This window comes from Staphylococcus kloosii, assembly GCF_003019255.1.
Classification (GTDB): domain Bacteria; phylum Bacillota; class Bacilli; order Staphylococcales; family Staphylococcaceae; genus Staphylococcus; species Staphylococcus kloosii.
Genome location: NZ_CP027846.1, coordinates 1,814,454 through 1,837,088 on the forward strand (window position 1 = coordinate 1,814,454; position 22,635 = coordinate 1,837,088).

At 32.1% G+C, this 22,635-nt stretch carries 21 protein-coding genes; 5 read left to right on the top strand and 16 right to left on the bottom strand.

Features of this window, described 5'->3' with window-relative positions; all coding sequences use genetic code 11:
• The first annotated feature begins 128 nt into the window (after window positions 1-128).
• Complete coding sequence (plsY, locus tag C7J89_RS09060; protein WP_061855512.1) at window positions 129-737, top strand: glycerol-3-phosphate 1-O-acyltransferase PlsY; 609 nt, start codon at window positions 129-131, stop codon at window positions 735-737.
• Window positions 738-1,073: 336 nt separating this feature from the next.
• The gene (locus C7J89_RS09065) at window positions 1,074-1,370 is read left to right on the top strand and encodes a HesB/YadR/YfhF family protein (protein ID WP_061854752.1); all 297 of its coding nucleotides are present in this window, start codon (window positions 1,074-1,076) and stop codon (window positions 1,368-1,370) included.
• A gap of 45 nt (window positions 1,371-1,415) precedes the next feature.
• On the opposite strand, the gene menI is transcribed toward C7J89_RS09065, so the two are convergent.
• The 3 genes from menI to C7J89_RS09080 all read right to left on the bottom strand — a co-directional run bounded on the left by menI (window position 1,416) and on the right by C7J89_RS09080 (window position 6,564).
• Window positions 1,416-1,874: a 1,4-dihydroxy-2-naphthoyl-CoA hydrolase MenI gene (gene menI, locus C7J89_RS09070; protein WP_103295985.1), complete on the bottom strand. Its 459-nt coding sequence runs from the start codon at window positions 1,872-1,874 to the stop codon at window positions 1,416-1,418.
• Between the two features lie 101 nt (window positions 1,875-1,975).
• Complete coding sequence (acnA, locus tag C7J89_RS09075) at window positions 1,976-4,678, bottom strand: aconitate hydratase AcnA (RefSeq protein WP_061854754.1); 2,703 nt, start codon at window positions 4,676-4,678, stop codon at window positions 1,976-1,978.
• 248 nt (window positions 4,679-4,926) lie between these two features.
• A complete protein-coding gene (locus C7J89_RS09080) occupies window positions 4,927-6,564 on the bottom strand; it encodes a glycine betaine uptake BCCT transporter (RefSeq protein WP_103295986.1) in 1,638 nt (545 codons plus the stop codon).
• Between the two features lie 226 nt (window positions 6,565-6,790).
• Here C7J89_RS09080 and mscL point away from each other — a divergent pair, with 226 nt between their 5' ends.
• Window positions 6,791-7,144, top strand: a complete 354-nt coding sequence (gene mscL, locus C7J89_RS09085; RefSeq protein ID WP_061854756.1) for a large conductance mechanosensitive channel protein MscL — start codon at window positions 6,791-6,793, stop codon at window positions 7,142-7,144.
• A gap of 121 nt (window positions 7,145-7,265) precedes the next feature.
• Here mscL and sbcC read toward each other — a convergent pair whose 3' ends face one another.
• The 9 genes from sbcC to sosA form a co-directional block, all read right to left on the bottom strand.
• Complete coding sequence (sbcC, locus tag C7J89_RS09090) at window positions 7,266-10,295, bottom strand: exonuclease subunit SbcC (protein WP_103295987.1); 3,030 nt, start codon at window positions 10,293-10,295, stop codon at window positions 7,266-7,268.
• Window positions 10,296-11,426: an exonuclease subunit SbcD gene (sbcD, locus tag C7J89_RS09095; protein ID WP_103295988.1), complete on the bottom strand. Its 1,131-nt coding sequence runs from the start codon at window positions 11,424-11,426 to the stop codon at window positions 10,296-10,298.
• A gap of 110 nt (window positions 11,427-11,536) precedes the next feature.
• Window positions 11,537-12,004, bottom strand: a complete 468-nt coding sequence (locus tag C7J89_RS09100; protein WP_061854759.1) for a CcdC family protein — start codon at window positions 12,002-12,004, stop codon at window positions 11,537-11,539.
• A gap of 192 nt (window positions 12,005-12,196) precedes the next feature.
• Window positions 12,197-12,370: a hypothetical protein gene (locus tag C7J89_RS13320; RefSeq protein ID WP_170066446.1), complete on the bottom strand. Its 174-nt coding sequence runs from the start codon at window positions 12,368-12,370 to the stop codon at window positions 12,197-12,199.
• Between the two features lie 201 nt (window positions 12,371-12,571).
• Window positions 12,572-13,249 (bottom strand): hypothetical protein, encoded by a 678-nt coding sequence (locus C7J89_RS09105; RefSeq protein WP_103295989.1) that lies wholly within the window; start codon window positions 13,247-13,249, stop codon window positions 12,572-12,574.
• A gap of 136 nt (window positions 13,250-13,385) precedes the next feature.
• On the bottom strand, window positions 13,386-13,625 hold the full coding sequence (locus C7J89_RS09110; RefSeq protein WP_048793989.1) for a YneF family protein: 240 nt from the start codon (window positions 13,623-13,625) through the stop codon (window positions 13,386-13,388).
• A 218-nt stretch (window positions 13,626-13,843) separates the two neighbouring features.
• Window positions 13,844-15,832, bottom strand: a complete 1,989-nt coding sequence (gene tkt, locus C7J89_RS09115; protein WP_061854761.1) for a transketolase — start codon at window positions 15,830-15,832, stop codon at window positions 13,844-13,846.
• 78 nt (window positions 15,833-15,910) lie between these two features.
• A complete protein-coding gene (locus C7J89_RS09120; protein ID WP_061854762.1) occupies window positions 15,911-16,168 on the bottom strand; it encodes a DUF896 domain-containing protein in 258 nt (85 codons plus the stop codon).
• Between the two features lie 102 nt (window positions 16,169-16,270).
• Window positions 16,271-16,516, bottom strand: a complete 246-nt coding sequence (gene sosA / locus C7J89_RS09125) for a DNA damage-induced cell division inhibitor SosA (protein WP_061854763.1) — start codon at window positions 16,514-16,516, stop codon at window positions 16,271-16,273.
• A 141-nt stretch (window positions 16,517-16,657) separates the two neighbouring features.
• On the opposite strand from sosA, the gene lexA reads away from it, so the two are divergent.
• Window positions 16,658-17,281 (top strand): transcriptional repressor LexA, encoded by a 624-nt coding sequence (gene lexA, locus C7J89_RS09130; protein WP_061854764.1) that lies wholly within the window; start codon window positions 16,658-16,660, stop codon window positions 17,279-17,281.
• A 205-nt stretch (window positions 17,282-17,486) separates the two neighbouring features.
• Here lexA and C7J89_RS09135 read toward each other — a convergent pair whose 3' ends face one another.
• The 3 genes from C7J89_RS09135 to rpsN form a co-directional block, all read right to left on the bottom strand.
• Complete coding sequence (locus tag C7J89_RS09135; RefSeq protein ID WP_103295991.1) at window positions 17,487-18,509, bottom strand: CAP domain-containing protein; 1,023 nt, start codon at window positions 18,507-18,509, stop codon at window positions 17,487-17,489.
• A gap of 10 nt (window positions 18,510-18,519) precedes the next feature.
• Window positions 18,520-19,497 carry a GMP reductase gene (gene guaC, locus C7J89_RS09140; protein ID WP_103295992.1) on the bottom strand — a complete coding sequence of 326 codons (978 nt, stop codon included), beginning with the start codon at window positions 19,495-19,497 and terminating at the stop codon, window positions 18,520-18,522.
• Window positions 19,498-19,685: 188 nt separating this feature from the next.
• A complete protein-coding gene (gene rpsN / locus C7J89_RS09145) occupies window positions 19,686-19,955 on the bottom strand; it encodes a 30S ribosomal protein S14 (RefSeq protein ID WP_061854767.1) in 270 nt (89 codons plus the stop codon).
• A gap of 219 nt (window positions 19,956-20,174) precedes the next feature.
• On the opposite strand from rpsN, the gene rpmG reads away from it, so the two are divergent.
• A complete protein-coding gene (gene rpmG, locus C7J89_RS09150; protein ID WP_081108185.1) occupies window positions 20,175-20,324 on the top strand; it encodes a 50S ribosomal protein L33 in 150 nt (49 codons plus the stop codon).
• A 683-nt stretch (window positions 20,325-21,007) separates the two neighbouring features.
• Here rpmG and C7J89_RS09155 read toward each other — a convergent pair.
• Entirely contained in the window at window positions 21,008-22,495 is a 1,488-nt protein-coding gene (locus tag C7J89_RS09155; protein ID WP_061854768.1) for a catalase, read from the bottom strand.
• Window positions 22,496-22,635: the final 140 nt, after the last annotated feature.

The window sequence follows — 22,635 nt, forward strand, 5'->3', positions numbered from 1 at the left end:
TGCGTAAATTGCAAGCGTCAAAGTGATAATTCAGTAACAAATCATGCATATATTTCAATTTTTATTCGTCTAATTATAGGTCATGTGGTAAAATAAACGTAACGTCATTAAAGGATGTGTAAATGTATATGATGATAGTAATTATGTTAATTCTAAGTTACCTCATTGGTGCATTTCCAAGTGGCTATGTGATCGGAAAGTTATTTTTTAAAAAAGATATTAGACAATTTGGAAGCGGAAACACTGGTGCAACAAACAGTTTTAGAGTATTAGGCAAACCAGCTGGTGCTTTAGTTACATTTTTAGATATATTTAAAGGTTTTATCGTAGTATTTTTCCCATTATGGTTGCCTGTCCATGTTGATGGCCCAATAAGTACATTTTTCACAAATGGCTTAATCGTTGGTGCATTTGCAATTTTAGGACACGTATACCCTATCTATTTAGGTTTTAAAGGTGGTAAAGCTGTAGCTACAAGTGCTGGTGTAGTATTTGGCGTTAATCCAATTTTATTATTAGTATTAGCAGTCATTTTCTTCGCAATTTTATATTTAACTAAATATGTATCATTATCAAGTATAATTGCATCAATTTGTTGTATTATAGGCGCGTTGCTTATTCGAGATTATATTTTGTTAGTAGTCAGTGCATGTATTGGTGTATTGCTAATCTTTAGACATAGAACAAATATAGTAAGAATATTTAAAGGCGAAGAACCTAAGATAAAATGGATGTAAATAGTCGATAAACTATTAACTTTTTAAGTAACAATCAGTGTTTAAATGTGAGGTAGTCATGTAAATCAACATGCTCTATAGGTTAAAGCGTTATTTAAAATCTTCACCGATTTTAAATAGCGCTTTTTTATAATTGTATATGTTATAAATTCACATTAGTAATTTTAACTACTAACACGTATTGAATTCTGAGGCATATATCAGAATTTTGTTAAAAATAATATGCTATACTGGAATTATCATATACATAAATGGGTATTATAGTACAGTATCAAGATTAAATTTGTAAATTCACCATGTAAGTTTTCACTTACAAAACGAGAGGAGACTTTTATTATGAAAATAGAACTTTCAGACAGAGCGGTAAAATGGTTCAAGGATGAACTTGATTTACCAGAAGAAAATAAAGTCTTACATTTTTACGTACGCTATGGTGGCGAAATACAATTAAAACAAGGATTTAGCCCTGCATTTAGCGTCGACAAAAAAGATGATATTGAGATTGGTTACGAGAATAACTTTGATGAGTTAGATGTTGTCATCTCTGAAAAAGACTTATGGTATTTTGAAGATGATGATTTATATATAGATGTAGACGAAGACTCAGAAGAAATAATTTACAATATTAAATAAAGTAAGAGCCGCTATTAGTTATTAATAGTGGCTCTTTTATTTGGATTACAATCCATTAATGACTTCTCTTGTTTCATCAGCTTTATTTAAAGCAGCAACTTCCTTATATGTCGCATGCCATTCAGGGAACGTTTTATCTAAACGAATAGGTTTGAAATTGGACTTTTTAATACATGTTAAAGTCGTTGAACCTGTAGTTGCTAATTCACCAGCTTCATTGTATATTTCATAACAATACAATGATCTAAGCGGCGAATATTTTTCGATCCAAGTTTTAATTTTTACCTTTTCTGGATATGTAATTGATTTAATATAATTAATATTTAAGTCCGTTACAGGAGAAATGATGCCACTATCCTCCATATCCTTATAACTAAATCCTAACTTTGTTATATAGTCCGTACGAGCGACTTCAAACCATGTAGGATAATTTCCATGATAAATAAATCCCATTTGATCTGTTTCTTGATATCTTGATTCTATTTCTGTAATTGTATAAATCATTAAGCCGACCTCTTTTCAAAAATTCCTTAACCAAATCATATCATAACAAAAAAGGCTATGTGAGCATATTAACTCACATAGCCTTAGTATTAACGAATAAATTATTCAGCTAATTTATTTCTTAATACAAGTTGTAAGATACCGCCATTACGGTAGTAGTCTATTTCAACTTTTGAGTCAAAACGTGCGATTGCTTTAAATTCAATAACGTCGCCGTTTTCTTTTTCAGCTTTCACATCAACTAAATCATGTGGTTGCACGTTTTCGTCAACATCCACTGAAATTGCTTCTGTACCATCAATACCTAGGCTATCAGCTGATTCGCCATCTTGGAATTGTAATGGTAATACACCCATCATAACTAAGTTTGAACGGTGAATACGTTCATAACTTTGAGCGATAACTGTTTTAACACCTAATAGATTTGTACCTTTAGCAGCCCAGTCACGTGAAGAACCCATACCGTAATCGTTTCCTGCTAATACGGCTAATCCAGTACCGTCTTCTTTATATTTCATAGCAGCATCAAAGATTGGCATTTGTTCGCCCGTTGGCCAGTAAGTTGTAAATCCACCTTCTGTACCTGGTGCTAATTGGTTTTTAATACGGATATTCGCAAATGTACCACGAACCATTACTTCATGGTTACCACGACGTGAACCATAAGAGTTAAATTCACGAATTGGTACATCATGATCTAATAAATATTGCCCTGCTGGTGTATCTTTACCGATAGCTCCGGCTGGAGAAATATGGTCAGTTGTAACAGAATCTCCGAATTTACCCATTACACGTAAACCATTTAATGGTTTAATATTTTCAGGCTCTTTTGATAAACCTTGGAAGAATGAAGGGTTTTGGATATAAGTTGAATTTGGATCAAAATCATATAATGGCTGATCAGTTACATCGATTTCATTCCACATTTCATTGTTGTTATAAACAGTTTCATATTCTTCTTTGAATAATTTAGGAGTTACAACGCTATCAACTGTATCTGCAACTTCTTTAATTGAAGGCCAGATATCGTCTAAATATACATCTTCTCCATCTTTACCTTTACCTAAAGGTTCATTTTGTAGATCAATATCAACAGTACCAGCTAACGCATATGCCACAACTAATTGTGGAGATGCTAAGTAGTTAGCTTTAACTAAAGGATGGATACGTCCTTCAAAGTTACGGTTACCTGAAAGTACTGATGTTACTAATAAATCTTCTTTAGCGATAGCCTTTTCGATTTCTTCAAGTAATGGACCTGAGTTACCGATACAAGTTGTACAACCATAACCAACAAGGTTAAAGCCAAGATCATCAAGGAACTCTTGTAAACCTGAATCACGTAAGTAACCAGTAACAACTTTTGAACCTGGTGCTAATGAAGTCTTAACATATTCAGGAACTTTCAAGCCTTTTTCTACAGCTTTTTTAGCTACTAAACCTGCACCTAACATAACGTATGGGTTAGATGTATTAGTACAAGACGTGATAGCTGCGATAGCTAAGTCACCAGTAGTCATTTTAGAAGTTGAACCATCTTTGAATTCGATAGTAGCTTCTTTATCAAATTCGCTTTCATCTAAGCCGTGACCTTGGTTACCTGCTGGTGCAGTTACAGATTTTTCGAATTCAGTTTTCATATCACTTAAGAAAATTAAGTCTTGAGGACGTTTAGGACCAGATAATGAAGCTTCAACAGTAGATAAATCTAATTCAACTACGTCAGTGTATTCTGGTTCTTCTTTTTCAACGTCGAAGAACATACTATTTTCTTGTAAATATTTTTTAACTAATTCGATGTGGTCGTCAGAACGTCCAGTTAAGCTCATATATTTTAATGATTCGTCATCAACTGGGAAGAAACCACAAGTTGCACCATATTCTGGAGCCATGTTTGCGATAGTCGCACGGTCAGCTAATGGTAAGTGTTGTACACCTGGACCAAAGAATTCTACGAATTTACCAACAACGCCTTTTTTACGTAACTCTTGAGTTACACGTAAAGCTAAGTCAGTTGCAGTAGAACCTTGTGGTAATGCATTTGTTAAACGTACACCAATAACTTCTGGAACTGGGAAGTATGATGGTTGACCAAGCATTCCTGCTTCAGCTTCGATACCACCAACACCCCAACCAAGAACGCCTAAACCGTTAATCATTGTTGTATGTGAGTCAGTACCAACTAAAGTATCTGGGAATGCAACATCTTCGCCTTCCACGTCACGAACGTGTACTACGTTTGCTAAATACTCTAAGTTTACTTGGTGAACGATACCAGTTGCAGGTGGTACTGCACTGTAGTTATTAAATGCTTTAGTTGCCCAGTTTAAGAATTGGTAACGTTCATAGTTACGTTCAAATTCTAATTTCATGTTACGTTGTAACGCATCTGGATTTGCATAGCTATCAACTTGTACTGAGTGGTCGATAACTAAATCAACTGGAACTTCTGGGTTGATTTTATTTAAATCTCCGCCTACATCGTTCATAGCTTTACGTAAAGATGCTAAATCTACAACTGCTGGTACACCAGTGAAGTCTTGTAAAATAACACGTGATGGTTTGAATGGAACTTCTCCATCTGAACCGTTTACAAAATTTGCTAAACTTTTAATGTGATCATCTGTAATTACAAAACCATCCTCTTGTCTTAACACTGATTCGAGTAAAACACGAATAGAGTATGGTAATTTTGAAATTTTAGTTAATCCTTCTTCTTCTAAAGAATTTAAATCATAGTAAGTATATGATTTGCCTTTAAGATCAAACGATTTTTTCGCTTGTGACTTAAGATTAGAAGCCATATTAATCCCCCCTGATATATTTATATATATAATATGCCGTTAGTTAAATTGTATTATTATATAACGCTTAAAACAACTACATATATGCATATTCCTGCCCAAATTAGATTTGATTTTTCAATAAGACGTTATAAGTATTACTTATCACACTATCAAAGTGCAATAAGTTATCTTTATTAATTGATAATCATTATCATTTCATTTTAGACATAAAAAAACTGGGAATATAATTATTCCCAGTCAAAAAATTATTTTTCTTCAGAATTTCTATACGCTTCTCTACGTTCGATAATATCATCTTCATATTCTTCGCTTTGTAGTTCCACGTAATCTCTCATTCTGTGTTTATTAGGTGTTAAAGTTAATCCTAAGAATTTACGTTCGTTGTTTGCGTCTTTGTAGAACGAGATCATCATCATTATAACGACAAACGAGAACGGTAAGGCACTAATAATGGCGGCACTTTGAATTGCATTAAGTGCTTCTGCACCATTACCTCCACCGGCAAATAATAATACGAACGCAATTAGAGATTGTGCAATACCCCAAGTTACTTTAACTACGTTAGATGGCTCTAATGAACCATAAGAAGTTTGCATACCTAATACGAATGTTGCTGAATCGGCTGATGTAATAAAGAATGAACCGATTAAGATTAACGCAATAATAGATAATACGATACCTATTGGTAAGTGATTAAACACACCAAATAATTGCGTTTCAGCTGACATTTTGAATAATTCAGGATGTTTTTTTCCTGTTTCAATACCTAGTACACCAAAGACGCTGAACCAAATGAAACTTACGATAGCCGGTACTAATAGTACGCCACCGATAAATTCACGGATTGAGCGACCTTTAGATACACGTGCGATAAAGATACCTACGAATGGGCTCCAACTTAACCACCAACCCCAATAGTAAAGTGTCCATTGAGACATCCATTCACGTTTTTGAGGGTTTTGAGCGGCAGTATCAAATGTATTAAGTAAGAATGAATTAAGCAAGTTACCTACTGAACTTGTCATCATGTTTAAAATTAATACAGTTGGACCAAGAATAAGTACGATTACCATTAAGATTAAACCTAAACTAATATTTAAGTTACTTAAATATTGGATACCTTTACTAATTCCTGACCAAGCACTCATGATAAATAAGATTGTGACAACAACGATAATAATTGCTTGAACCCATACATTATTTGGAACACCAAATAGATAGTTAAGTCCACCATTGATTTGTAGTGCACCCATACCTAATGAAACGGCAACACCGACTACAGTAGCAAACACTGCTAAAACGTCGATAATTGTACCTATTGGGCCTTCTACTTTGTCCCCTAATAGTGGACGTAATGTTCTAGAAATTAACCCAGGTTCACCTTTTCTAAATTGTGCATATGCTAATGCAAGTGCAACTACACCATAAATTGCCCATGCATGGAAGCCCCAGTGGAAGAACGTTGAACGTAAAGCTTCAGTATATGCAGCTTTCGTTTCAGGACTTGCTGATGGTGGTGCTGCAAAGTCTGCCATTGGCTCAGCTGCACCGTAGAACACTAAACCAATTCCCATGCCGGCACTAAATAGCATTGCGAACCAAGAGATGGAATTAAACTCTGGTTTATCATTTGGTTTCCCTAATTTCAATTTACCTATTGGACTAAAGATTAAGAAAATACAGAAGAAGACTATAATAGTTGTTAAAATAAGATAATACCAACCTAGCTTATCTGTAATCCAAAGTTTAATAGTATTGGTTACATTCCCAAATTGCGCCGGGAAAATAGCGCCGATAAGTACTACTATTGCGACAATAATAGCACTATAAATAAAGACGGGAGAACGTTTATTACCACTACTAAGTTGCTCAGAAGATTTCATAATTATTAACTCCCTTCTAATTAAATTGTATTAAATTTTAAATCTTCATATTAAAATAAATGAAGCGCCATGTATTAGGATATCAAAAGTGTATTTAATTATCAAATTAGCTTAAAGTAGCATTTAATTGTACTTGCTTATATTATTTCTTAAAATTATATTGTATTCACGATTAATTTATAATACAATAAATTTAACAAATTTATTTAAAAGTGAGGTAATATGTATGTTAAGAGAATTTAAAGAGTTTGCCTTAAAAGGTAACGTTCTAGACTTAGCCGTTGCGGTAGTAATGGGTGCAGCTTTCAACAAAATTATCACTGCGTTAGTTACATACATTATCATGCCATTAATTGGTTTGATCTTTGGTACAGTTGATTTTGCAAAAAGCTGGTCGTTCATGGGCATTAAATACGGTATGTTTATTCAATCAATCATCGACTTCTTAATCATTGCATTCGCATTATTCGTATTCGTTAAAATTGCTAATACATTAATGAAAAAAGAAGAAGAAGTAGAACTTGAAGAAGAAGCTGTATTACTTACTGAAATTAGAGATATATTACGTGAAAAAAATTAATTCATTAATTATTAAGTAATATTTTCTTTTTAAAAAGATAGAGCGCTGAATTTTCATTCAGCGCTCTATTTTTTTTGTTCATCTACTTCAAATATTTTTAAGCTTGCATGACAGTTATAATTTATTGTTGTTTAAATTGCGTATAGCTTTGATACTGATCTGTTTTCACTTCTAAAATCAATGGGATACGTTGTTTTAATTCACTCACATGTGAAATAATGCCAACCATCCTGCCAGACGATTTCAAACCTAGTAAAGTATCTAACGCAGTTTCTAAGGTTTCTTGGTCTAATGTACCAAACCCTTCATCGATAAACATAGACTCCAACACTATACCTCCAGCTTCTTGTTGTACTACTTCGCTTAATCCTAATGCCAGTGCTAAAGATGCTTGGAACGATTCTCCTCCAGATAAAGAACTAATATGTCGTGCTTGATTGGCATATGCATCATAAACATCTATTTCCAATCCACTGTATCCTTGAGAAACTTGAGTTCTTCTTTTTAATTGATAACGTTGACTTGTCATCATAGCTAGACGTTGATTTGCTTGAGCTAAAATACGTTCTAAATAGTAAATCAACACAAAATTCTCTAGCGTTAATTTTTGAGGATTTTTACCAGACACTACTTCAGCTAACTGGAAAACCTCTTGTTGCGTTTTCAATTCATTATTTAAAGTATCCACAATCGACTTAATATCAGCTATTTTTTGTTTATTAACTTTCACTTTATAACTGTGTTGATTGACTTCAGTAGTAATTTCATTTAATTCATCTTGTTGCTGTGCTAATTGAGTCTTTAATGCATCAAGATCCTTTAACTCTTTATCACGCGTAGTTGATTCTAGCTCTTTGAATAACGTTTCTGCGGCTTGTTTATTTTTATCATGGTTTTGAACTTGCTGCTCTATTTCAGCTTTCGTGTCAACTTTCGCTATAGCTTGTTCGACTTGTTCCATGCTATTAAAGCCAATACGTGACATTTCATTTTTTATTTTTAATTCTAAATCTGCCAACTCCTTATCTAGCTCACTAGCTTGCTCAGTTAGATATTGATGACTATTTTCTTCTATTGAATATTGATTGTTATTATTATTAATTTGTTGTTCAAGAGCATTAATTTGTTTATCATAATCTGTTATATTATTTTGCTTACTCTCAAATTCTTTACGAAAATCAGCTATATTATCAAAAGTGGTAGTAGACTCGAAATCATTAATTAAAATGTCGTTTTGCTTAATAGCGGATTGTTGCGTTTTAATATCAATTTCCAACTTATGAATATAGTCCACTAATTGTTGGTGTTGTTCTTTCAATTTATTTACTTTATCTATTTGGTTTTTCAATTCTTTTCTTGTCTGATGTTGTTCATTTAATTGCACTTCAATTTGAGAAATATCTTCCACTTTTATATCTTGGTTATCAAAACTTTGTTGTTGTTCATTTAATTGCTCTAAAACTGTTTCAAGTTGAACTTGTTGTGTTTTAAAGTGTTGTATTTTTTCATCTAATTTAGTTAACTGTTGTTGTTTCTCTAGTATAGCGTCAAAATTAATATGCTGTTGTAGATTATCTACTTCATGTCCACAAATAGGGCAAGTATCTCCTATTGCTAAAACAGATTGTATTTGCGCAATCATTTCTTCTTTATTGTTTAATTGCAATTGTCCTTGATCAATATTTTCATATTCAGCTGTTAACTTCGCTAATTGATCTTTAGCTTGTCCCAACGTCTCACTATTTGAAGCAATTTTAGAAGTTAAATGATCATATTTATTTTTGTTTTCTTGCTTAACTTTGTTTTCTTTTACTAGATTATCCAACTTATAAATCTCACTATCTATAGCTTCTAAATTTTCATAACTCGGTTTATCATCTGCTAATTGCTCTTTCAAATCAGTTTGTTTCGAACGTTCTGTTTCTAAAAGTTCAGTCGCTTTTTCAAGCTGTTTTTTTAATTTTGAATTATCATCATAAGCTTGTTTATATTTAGTTAAATTTTGGTAAAAAGAGTTGGTGTTTTCAACAAACTTACGTTCTGTCTCAATAGTATCTTCTGATTGTTGTATATGTACTAACTGTTCTTTTAAAACAGTATTCTTTTGTGTTAATTCATCCTTTTTTGAAGTTACTTGAGTAATTTTCTTATCATTGCTTTGTTGTTTGGAAATCAATGATTTCTGATTATCTATAAATGTAGCTAAAGTTTTAACTTCGTTTATTTCATTTAAAGTGTTACGTAATTCATTGATACGTTCATCTTCTTGAGCCAAAGATTTTAATATATTACGTTGTTCTGCTAATTTTTTTAGATTTTCTTGTAATTGTTCATTTTGATCTACATCCTGTTGTGTGTGCTGAACTTTGTTAGCTATAACCTGTTGTTGTTCTGCTAATTTATGATGCAATTCATCGCCTATCTTTTCAAACTCAGGCAACACTTCAATTAGTTTATCTGTTTGTCTTACATTCATTTCTTTTATTTCCATAAGATGATTGTCATCATAACTGTTTAAATCTAACCAGTAATTATCTAGTTGAGCATAATTTTTTTCGATATTTGTTCTAATTTCTTTAACATCATCAGCGAGCAGTTTTTGAATTTCTTCAAATCTCTCGCTATCAAATAAAGTTCTTAAAATTTCTTGCTTGTCTTTACTGTTTGATAGTAAAAATCTTTTGAACTCACCTTGTGGTAATATAAATAATTGACGAAATTGTTCGGCATTAACACCTAATAATGACTTCAATAATTGATTACCTGCATTGATTTTACTTTCTCTTAATTCATAATCCCCATTAATAAGTTCACAAATCTCTAAACTACCGTGTGTTTTAGTAGTATTACCTTCTTTTAAATAAGAACCTTTTCTTGCTACATAAAAATGCTCATTGCCTAATCTAAATTCAAATTCGACACTCATCGGTTGTTTATTATCTGCAAAGTGACTTCTTAAATCACCTTCTTTACGGTCTTTAGTAGAGGCTTCTCCAAATAATGCATATACTATCGCATCAAAAATCATTGTTTTACCAGAACCTGTTTTACCACTAATTAAAAATAATTCATTATTTTCAACTCGAGTAAAATCTATATATTCATCTAAGAAAGGTCCGAAATTTTTAAGTTTTAAGGCAATTGGACGCATTTACTTGTTGCCTCCTTCCGATAATTTATTAAGTATTGCTGTAATTTTATTTTTTTGCGTCGTCGTTAATTCGGTACTCGTAATATCTTCGTAAAAATTATTAATAATCGTATTATCGTCAAGTTGTTCAATAGCTTCACGTCGTTCCAAATAAGTATGTTCGAAATCAAAAGACATATTAGTTAGTGCCAACGTATTTGGATAAATTTGCTTTAAATACATCATTGGATCTGTTACGTGAGACATATTTTTCAATTTAAAATGTAAATAGTTCTCTTTATTTTTAATATTGATTTTTTCTTGAATTGCATCTTCATAATTACCTTCTACGACTTCTAAGACACGTAGTGGTTCCAATGGTATGAAGGTGTTTTTAATATGATCATTTTCAACAATTACGCTGCGGTATCCTTTTTGCTGAGACACTTCGGAAAAAGAATATTGTAGCAATGAACCACTATAGCTAATATATTCAGAGTCTATGCTAAATGGATGATGAAGATGCCCTAACATCACATGATTAAAATCTTTAAATGAAGCTCTATCAACTGATTCTACAGTGCCAATAGTTAACGGCCTTTCAGAGTCAGAACGTTTACCACCTTGTACAGTCATATGCCCGATCAACATATTAATTGCGTTCTTATCCATTTCTTTAGACATATGTGCTAGACATAAGTCAGTGGCTTGTTGATGTGTTTCAACTGTTTCATGTTGAAAGAAATGCTGTACTTCACTAATTGTCGCAAAAGGTAAAGTATAAAAATTAATATTATTTATTGTAATTGGTGAGCTCATATAGTCTAATTGCGTTCTTATATATACGTTAGACTTTTCAAACCATCTAGCCCCATAATTCAATCGTTCTTTACCATCATGATTACCGCTTGTAATAATTAACGGTATGTTTAGCGATAAATTTAATTCATCAATTGTGCGTTCTAGCAATTGAATGGCTTCTTTACTAGGATAACTCGTATCGTATACATCACCAGCGATTACGATGACGTCTGGTTGTTCTTGTTTCATTGCAGTAATAAATTGTTCTAAAATATATGCTTGATCTTTCAGTAACGACTTACCATTAAGCATGCGTCCTAAATGCCAATCTGCAGTATGTATAATTTTCATTTCTTCACCTCATATAACAGAACGCACGTTCTGTGTATTCTTCAATATTTTATCATATTGGTTATAAAATGAAAAATACCGCCTATCCTATTTGATAGACGGTTTGAAAATTAATTTATTATTTGTTTTTTTACTTTCTTAAATTTATACAACATTGCTAATCTCCAAGGCACTATCATACAAAACGCAAGTAAGAAAAACATGCCTGCTAATTCGCCAGGATCGATTTTATTACTAATAAAGATTTTTATTAATGTTCTAATTAATAATAGTGAGATTAAAATAACTGGAAAGGCTTTAGAACGTTTCATATATATTTCACTGCCTTTTACTTCAAATCTTGAAGTCCATATTAATATAGTTGAAAATAAAACGCCTAAGATTAGACATTCGAGCATTTCCATACCTGACAATCTAAAATAAGGTACTACATACATTAACGCACCAGTTGCCATAAAAAACGGCGGTAAAATAATTTTCTTTTCATTAACAGGAAAGTTTTGAGCCTTCATTCTTACGATTATTACGACGACGCCCATCATAAAGGCAAATATTATCGAAAATACTAAATACGCCAAAATTACACCTTCTTTAATAGTCTACAGCTTATATTCACAAACGATATTATAACACTATATAGTCAAATAACCAGTAATTCTAATTCAAATTTACTTTAAATAGCTAATTAACACAAAAGCCACTACTTTATTAATTATTTGCCACATAAAAAATAAGCCTTTTACAAGGCTTATCATATATTTCTAAACTGTTTACATTGTAGCTGCTGAATTCATGTTATTAAGTGTTTGTCTAAGATAATTCATGTCATGAGTTTGTATCGCTTTATTGAATTCCTTGAATTCAACATCATTGCTAAAGTTAATATGAGCACATGATAAACGATCTAAAACTTCCTTGTCTTCCATATCAAAAGCATCTTTCATAAATTATTAGCCTCCCTTTATGTGTTTGATTATATAACACATCTAGAAGTCATTCAAATATTTTCTGAAAAATCTAACAATTCAAAGACTTTAAAAGCTTCGTTAATCGTTATAGCGACTAGCGATAAGAGAATTTTAAATTTTTTCTAATTTTTTTAAATCTAAGATAATTTAACTATTAAAATTTTAATTTAGCTGTTTTTAATTCAATCTTTTTACCCTTAACTCACCTTCAACAACTTCAATTAACTCTTTATCTGTTTCCACGGAAATTGGTAGTATTTTAGCTAATTTATTTGAAAACAGCCATCTTCGATCAGTTTTTGTTAATAATAAGTAATTAGATTCATTATTATTGAAGATAAAATTCAAACTATCTTCATCAATATAGTTAGCTATATTTCTAAAGTCATAATTTTTCAAAGTGGTCATTGATTGCTCTAAATTATCAATGACTAGTCCAATTTCACTAATGCCGAATATTTCTCGTACAGTAAAATGATTGGCTTGTGTCTTATTGCGATGTTCATTCCTCGCCATAAATTCCACTATATTGTATGCTGGATCATAAAAATAAAGCGACTTGGCATCAAATCCACTAAAATAAATTTCATTTTGCCCTTCTTCAGTTAATAAGTCAACACGTTCCTGTAGCCATACTTTAACTTCATTAAACATTTCGGGAGGTATATCAAAAGCAAAGTGGTAGTATGGATTTTCAAGTGCTCCACTATATTTAACGATTAATTCACTACGGCCTACCGAAATTGAAAAATAGTCATTTGTATCTTGTTTTAACTCAAAACCTAAAAAATCGACATAAAAAGTTTTAACTTCTACTAATTTATTTGTATAAATAAGTACTTTATTTATTTTCATAGCAAATACCTCCTTGCTAATTTTAGGGACTGTATTTTTTCTTACCTTAACATTTCTTATGTTTTAAAGCTTGTATATCTCATTATAAAAAAACTGATACTTACCTTATAAGTAAGTACCAGTTTAAAATGACTTATTATTTAGACTTTTTCATGTTACTGTCCATATTTTTATTCATCATTGTCATCATTTGATTAATTTTCTTTTGAGATGGTTTTTGACCCATTTGCATCATCATCATACGTAACATTTCTTCATTAATTGGTGGGTTCTTTTTGAAGTAATCCATCATATACTTTCTTGCTAGGAAGAAGCCACCTACTAAACCTATGATTAGTGCTATTACGATTAAAATAACTGCTAACCAAATTGCCATTGTTTCACCCACTTTCCTATCCTTATGCATTTTACTAAAATATATATTTTATTTCAAGGAAGTTTCGCCTCAAATATATTCAACCTTAAGTATTATATCAATTTTAATTTAGATTTGTAAACATACATTAGCTTAAGTATTAACAATTTATTATTAATGAAAAAAGACATAAGAGCCGCGCTCTTATGTCTTTAATAATTTTAATTATAAGAGATTAATTAAAATGTTTGGATTTGATTTAAAATATTTTCTTTAGTGAAACCATATTTTTCTACTACTAAGTCACCAGGAGCACTAGCACCAAATGTGTCGATACCGATAACTTTACCTTCAGTACCTACATATTTATGCCATCCTAATGATGAAGCCATTTCGATAGCTACACGTTTAGTAATTGATGATGGAATAACTGATTCTTTATATTCATCTGATTGTTGATCGAATGCGTGCCAGTTAGGCATAGATACAACACGTACACCCTTACCTTGTGCATCTAGATCTTTAGCTGCCTCTACAGCTAGGTTAACTTCTGAACCAGTTGCTAATAATAAGAATTCAGCATCTTTTTCAGATTCATATACAACATAAGCACCTTTACGTACGCCTTCTTCAACTACCTCTTTAGGTAAATCTAAAGCTGTTAAGTTTTGACGAGTTAATACTAATGATGTAGGTGTTTTTTCTGATTCTAATGCTACTTCCCAAGCTACACGAGTTTCGTTACCATCAGCTGGACGAATAACGTTCATATTTGGAATAGCACGTAATCCAGCTAATTGTTCAACAGGTTCGTGTGTTGGACCATCTTCACCAACTGCAATTGAGTCGTGAGTGAAAATAAATGTTGAGTTAAGACCCATAATTGCTGATAATCTTAACGCAGGTTTTAGGTAGTCACTGAATACGAAGAATGTTGCACCATATGGATGTAATCCGCCGTGTGCAGCCATACCGTTAACAGCAGCTCCCATTGCAAATTCACGTACACCAAACCAAATGTTTTTGCCTTCAGGAGTTGTTGCACTAAAGTCATTAGAATCTTTAACGTTTGATTTGTTTGAACCAGCTAAATCGGCTGAACCACCAAAGAATGAAGGAACAGTTTTACTGATTGCTTGGATAACTTCACCAGAGTCAGCACGAGAAGCACCACTGTGGCCAGCTTCATATTCAGGTAAAGCATCTTGGTAATTTTCTGGTAATTTACCACTGATAGCTAGTTTGAATTCTTCGCCTAATTCTGGATATTTAGAAGCATATTCTTCAACTAACTTGTTCCATGCTTCTTCGTTTTCATTTGCACGTTTTAACATGTTTTCTTGGAAGATTTCGTAAACTTCTTCTGGAACATTAAAACGTTGTTCAGGATCTAAACCATAATTTTCAAGTGCAAGTTTTCTTTCGTCTTCACCTAAAGGAGCACCATGTACACCATGTGTGCCTTCTTTATTTGGAGCACCAAAGCCGATAACTGTTTTTACTTCAATTATTGTTGGTGCATCTTGGCCTTTAGCTTTTTCGATAGCTTTATCGATTTCATTTAAATCATTACCATCTTTAACTAAGATGTGGTTCCAACCATATGATTCAAAACGTTTTTTAACATCTTCAGAGAAGGCTTTATTTAAATCGCCATCAAGTGAAATATCATTTGAATCATATAATACGATTAATTTGTCTAATTTATTATGACCAGCAAATGATGCTGCTTCATGAGAAATACCTTCCATTAGGTCTCCATCTGAAGCAATTACATAAGTGTAATGGTCAACAACTTTAGCATCATCTTTATTGAATTTACCTGCTAAATGTTTTTCAGCTAAAGCTAAACCAACTGACATAGCTAAACCTTGTCCGAGTGGACCAGTAGTTACTTCTACGCCATCAGTATGTCTAAATTCAGGATGACCTGGTGTTTTAGAACCCCATTGTCTAAATTGTTTTAATTCTTCTAGTTCTAAACTTCCTGATACATGTAATAAACTGTAAAGTAAAGCAGAACCATGACCTGCAGATAATACAAAGCGGTCTCTGTTAAAGTAATCTTTTGATTGGGGATTGAAATTCAAGTGGCGAGTCCATAAAGTATACGCCATTGGTGCTGCGCCCATAGGTAAACCTGGGTGTCCTGAGTTTGCTTGTTCAACAGCATCGATACTCAAAGCTCTAATAGTATCAACAGCTAATTGGTCTTTTTTATTAAACATCTAAACGACTTCCTTTCTTAAGTAGCATAACACAATTACTATTATAACTTATTTATCTATTAATTTAAAAAAATAAGATTAGTTTTTGTTATTATCTTGTTCAGTTTCATTTTTTTCATCTAATTTCTGTTTAACTTTATCAGGAGTAACATCATTACCCTCTGGATCAATGACTCTTGTATTTTCAATTTGTTGTTTGAAACCTTTTCTAAATGATTGTAAATATGCTTCTCTAAGCTTTGATTGTTCTTTAGCTTCGGCTTCTGTTAAACCTGTTTCTTTTTTCTTTTTTGCTAATTCGTTAATTCTATCAATATCAACTTCTTTATTACTCATAGCAATACCTCCATGCTTTGTTACTCTTAACAAATAGTACCAAAAAAGTGAACGAAACTAAATGTTTTCGCTCACTTTACTATTTCTGTCTATATTAGAATGTTATCGAATAATTGCAATTGTTTGGTTCGGTGTATGTTCGTCATTTTTGTCACTGTTTTCATCATCTTTTGCTTTGTTCGCTAACGTTCCCTTAGATTGATTTGTTATTTTATGGTCTGTCATTTCGTACGTTTGTTCTGATTTATTGTTAAAATCTACTGATAGCAAAAAGATTGTGCATAGTATCATAGTGGCTAAAAGTACGATTAAATAAGTTTTATATTGGTTTATATATTGTTTAGTCATTATCTCCACTCCTAGAACGTTTGTTTGTATTATTAATTTATCAGAACGCTTGTTCTATGTCAACATAAAAACGAACAAACGTTTGTAAAAGCATCAAAACCATGCTATAATTAAGACAAATTAATTTAGGGAGTGCCTATTATGAGAGAATTAACTAAACGTCAAACAGAAATTTTCGACTATATTAAGCAAATCGTTCAATCTAAAGGATATCCACCTAGTGTTCGTGAAATAGGAGAAGCCGTAGGTCTTGCTTCAAGTTCAACAGTTCATGGACATTTATCTAGATTAGAAGAAAAAGGTTACATTCGTCGTGATCCTACTAAGCCACGTGCTATAGAAATTGTTTCTGAATTATTAGGAGAGCCTGTTAACACTGAAGAAACGATTCATGTACCTGTCATTGGTAAAGTAACTGCAGGTATTCCTATTACCGCAGTAGAAAATGTGGAAGAGTATTTCCCTTTACCCGAACACTTCACGTCAACACATAATAGCGATATCTTTATTCTAAACGTTGTTGGAGATAGTATGATTGAAGCTGGTATTTTAGATGGAGATAAAGTTATTGTCAGAAGTCAAACTATTGCCGAAAACGGAGATATTATTGTAGCTATGACAGAAGAAAATGAAGCTACAGTTAAAAGATTTTATAAAGAAAAAACACGTTATAGACTACAACCAGAAAATAGTACAATGGATCCTATATATTTAGATCAAGTAACAGTACTTGGTAAAGTTGTTGGCTTATTTAGAGAAATGTAATTTACACTAGACACTCTCATAAATTTAAATATCTTGTTATCTAAACAATAAAAATAAGCGATTGCGTATATACGCAATCGCTTATTTTTTCTCTAAGACGTCTTTAATTCTTTCTAATATATCGTCTTTTTTCTTTTGCTTTTTAGTTTTCATAAGCATCTCATCCTTACAAAGTAAAGATACCCCGAAAAAGTTTTGCTAAACATTAATTGGTATAATTTTCAGTCCAATATGGTTGTTTATCAGAATTGAATGCTACACCTACGCCAAGCTTATTGTAGGTCGGGCGCAAAATATTTTTTCGATGACCTAGTGAATTCATTAATCCTTCGTGTGCATATATGCTATCAACTTGACCGTAGGCTAAATTCTCTCCGGCTGCATTAAAATCAATGTTGTCTGACTTAAGTCTATCGAACGGTGAATTACCATTTAAGTCTGTATGATCAAAATAATTTTGCTTCGCCATATCTTTACTATGTTTTCGTGCAGTATTAGATATAGCGGCATTATAAGTTAAAGTTGATAAGTTATGTTGCACACGCTCAGCATTAACAAGGTCAAAATTTTGTAGCTCGAAACTTTTTTGTAAATCATCTGATGGCGCTCCATATTGACTACGCAAACGATTTTCCATTTGATTACTTACCAATAATATTGATGTTAAATTATTATCATTGTGTTTGTCATAAAATGCTGTTGTATATATATTATGTTTTTTAAAGGTATCATATTCTTTATTATCAATTTCGTATAGTACGTTACCTTTACGCTTTTCAGTAATTGGTTTTCCTAACCGTTGACGCACTACATTTTTAGGAGAACCATATTTTATCTGAGATTGCGATGATATTACGTTTTGGTTCGTATATAAACCATTAACTTTATTATCAATGTAACTAACCATAACAAAATCATGATAGTCTTTTGTATGATAACTATACCATTTCGTACCGTATTCGTTCGTTGTTATCCTTTGTGCTTTACCTATTTTACTTTCAACCTGTGCTTTGGTCATATTCATTTGAATATTATTTAACGCAAATTCCTGCTTACTTGGAACTTTTAATTCATTATTAGCAGTATTGCTATTATTCGTCCAAGCATCTACTTTTGTTCTTGCTTGCTGTTGGATATGCGTCATAAAGTCAGGTTCTTTAATAGGTAAAACAATTATTAACCCTAGAAATAGAACAATATAAAATAATAGTTTTCGGATGTTTAACACCTACTAAAAATTAGTCTCTATCACCATTAAAAATAGAGTTACGTACAATGACATAATCTACTTTTCTTAATGAAGTTAAGTCTTTACCGCCTGCATATGAAATTGAACTTTGTAAATCTTGTTGCATCTCTACTAAAGTATCTTTTAAAGAACCTTTATGTTCAACAAACATTTTTTTACCTTCGACGTTTTTGTGTTCACCTTTTTGGAATTCAGAAGCACTTCCAAAGTATTCTTTGTATAGTTTTCCTTCTAATTCAACTGTTTCACCAGGTGACTCTTCGTGTGCAGCAAATAATGAGCCAACCATTACCATAGATGCTCCGAAACGTATAGATTTCGCAATATCACCATGTGTTCTTATACCACCGTCAGCAATAATTGGCTTACGAGCAGCTTTACTGCAATGATTTAATGCTGATAATTGCCAACCACCAGTACCAAATCCTGTTTTAATTTTTGTAATACATACACGTCCAGGTCCAATACCAACTTTAGTAGCATCTGCGCCTGCATTTTCTAGCTCACGTACACCCTCAGGAGTACCAACATTACCTGCAATAACAAATGTATCTGGTATATGTTTTTTGATATGCTTGATCATATTAATTACTGAATCAGAATGACCATGCGCTATATCAATTGTAATGTACTCTGGAATTACGTTTTCTGCTTTAAGTTGTTCAACAAAGCCAAATTCACGTTCTTTAACCCCAACTGAAATTGAAGCAAATAAACCTTGTTCCTGCATTTTATTAATAAATGGAATTCGTGCATCTTCATCAAAACGGTGCATAATATAGAAATAATCGTTTTGAGCAAACCATTCAGCTAATGATTCATTCATAACTGTTTGCATATTAGCTGGAACTACAGGCAACTTAAATGATTTAGGCCCAAATTGAATTGTAGTATCACATTCTGACCTACTATTTACTATACATTTATTAGGTATAAGTTGGATATCTTCATAATCAAAAATTTTCATAATACATAAACCCCTAACATTTTTATTAAAACAACTATTTAATGGTAAGTTTTTCAGCAAATTAATGAACGAATCGTAATTTTAACTATTAAAAATAACGATTTTTACGAACAATCAATTATGCTATCTAGTACCAATAGATAATATACATTGTTTTATATCAAATGTAAACGGACTTTAGTTCGAAATTACCAACTAGATTTTTTAACGCCGGGGATTTGACCTTTATGCGCATGTTCACGAAATGCAATTCTAGACATTTCGAATTTTCTCAACACACCTCTAGGTCGGCCAGTCACCTTACAACGACGCGTTAAACGAGTTGGCGAAGAATCTCGTGGTAATTTACGTAATGCTTCATAATCACCTTTCGCTTTCAATTCTTTACGCAATTCATAATATTTATTAACGAGTGCTTCTCGCTTTTGCTCTTTTGCTATTTTAGATTTTTTTGCCATTGTTTTCCTCCTTTCAAATCGTAATAGTTACGTTTTAATATTATCATAAAATTTATATTTCGCAACTATGAAGTTTCAATCTATACATTATTATTTTGAAAAATATCTTTATCTAATTGAGTTAACGCAATTTTTAAAATTGATTTATTGCGCTAAATAGCAGCTTATGATAAAATCTTAAATCGTAAGCATTACTAATTAAAGAAAGGATGTTATATTTTGCGCGTAAACATAACTTTAGCTTGCACTGAATGCGGCGATCGTAACTATATAACTACGAAAAACAAACGTAATAATCCTGAAAGAATTGAAATGAAAAAATTCTGTCCTAGATTAAACAAATATACGTTACATCGCGAAACGAAGTAAGAGCATTTATTTAGTCTTATCTTTTTTAATACGACAAAAATCACCACTTTTGTGGTGATTTTTATTTTGCTTAACAAAACCATCTATTATATAGAAGAAAAAAGTTTCATTTGTAATAGAAAATTATTGAAGCTTAAAATCATAATAAAAATGAAAGTATATAATCTTGAAGCATATTCATAGTAATAACAAAAACAGCAGTTATATAACTTTGTAAATAGTAAGTGTTTGGGACATAATTCTTAACTCAAATTAAATAACACCTCATTCTACTAATTTATTCAGTAAAAATGAGGTGGTTTTTTTATAATATACGATTTTGTTCGTGCATGCTTGCCTAAGATATTGCTCGATCCTGTAGTCTCTCACTCATACGATTCCCTCGAAGCAATATAAAGAAAATGAATTTAACACTCAAAATTGGACTTACGATGAAATAAGATATGTCATTAAAGGGGAAATCCAAAGTAAAGCGCGAACTTGGAATTGCCTTAATGGCAACAAATATAAGAAAAATGGTAGCTCTTAGAGCTACCAAAAAGACTTTAAAAATGAAATACAGTGGAAATTCAATTTTACTAATGAATGTCCACTGTATTTTTACTTTCTAGAATATTTCTGTCTCGGACTCTTACTTTGTTAGAGTCATTTACGTCCTCAAATACTATTGATATTTAATTTTATTAATCAGCAACTTGTAAGTCTACATCATTAATATCAATACCTAATGCTTTTGCTACACCTTTACCGTAGTTTTCGTCTGCTTTATAGCAATGACGAATATGTCTATGTTGAACTTCTAATGTAGTACCTTGCATTTCGTTTGCTGTATTTTCAAAAATGCGTTCTTGTTGTTCTGCAGATTGTAATCTAAATAATTTACCCGGTTGTTCGAAGTAATTGTCATCATCTTGTCTATAGTCGTATTCATAAGCTTCGCCTTCTACTTCAAGACCTGGTTTTTTATATTCAGGTTGGCTTTCAAACATACCTTCGCTATTAGGATAATAATGCGTACTACCACCTTGGTTATTATCTAAAATTCTCATTTGACCATCTCTACTAAATGGACAAATATTTTCTATGCCTACACCTTTAGGTTGGTTAACTGGAATTTGCCAGTGGTTAACACCTAATCTATAACGTTGCGCATCACCATATGAGAATATACGTCCTTGTAACATTTTGTCAGGTGAGAAATCAAGGCCTGGCACTATGTTAGTTGGCGCAAATGCTGCTTGTTCTACGTCTTGGAAATAATTGTCAGGATTGCGATTTAATTCGAACTCTCCTACTTCAATTAAAGGATAATCTCCTTTATACCATACTTTTGTTAAATCAAACGGATTATCTTTATGGTTACGTGCTTGTTCCTCAGTCATTACTTGGATATACATTTTCCATTTTGGATAATCTTTATTTTCAATCGCTTCAAATAAGTCGCGTTGTGAAGATTCTCTATCGTAAGCAATTGTTTGAGCAGCTTCATCTGGTTGCAGGTTTTCAATGCCTTGTTGAGTTCTATGATGGAATTTAACCCATACACGCTCACCTTTATCATTATACATTGAATAAGTATGTGAACCGAAACCATGCATATTACGGAAACCTTTTGGAATACCTCTGTCTGTCATTAAAATTGTAACTTGGTGTAACGCTTCAGGTAATGAAGTCCAAAAGTCCCAGTTATTTTGAGCACTTCGCATATTTGTTCGCGGATCTCTTTTAACTGCATGGTTTAAACTTGCGAATAACTTAGGATCTCTGAAGAAAAACACTGGTGTATTATTACCAACTAAATCCCAGTTTCCTTCATCTGTATAGAATTTCAATGCGAAACCTCTAATATCACGTTCAGCATCGGCTGCACCGCGTTCACCTGCTACTGTAGAAAAACGCGCAAACATTTCTGTTTGTTTGCCAACTTCTGAAAAGATACTTGCGCATGTATATTTTGTTATATCATTTGTAACAGTAAAAGTACCAAACGCACCTGAGCCTTTAGCATGCATACGTCTTTCTGGAATTACTTCTCTATCAAAATGAGCCATTTGTTCTAAAAAGTACCAATCTTGCATTAATAATGGGCCTCTTGGGCCTGCTGTCATTGAATTTTCTCTATCTGATACTGGAGTTCCAAAAAGACCTGTTAATTTTTTATTATTAGCCATATGTATTCCCCCTCTTTTTAGATAATAATTATTATTATCTACAACTTATTTTAATCTATACCCCCTTTTTAAGCAAGGAAACCAAAATAAAATTAAAATAAAATCAGATTTTTCAGAAAAAAATATTCTTTATTGCTTTA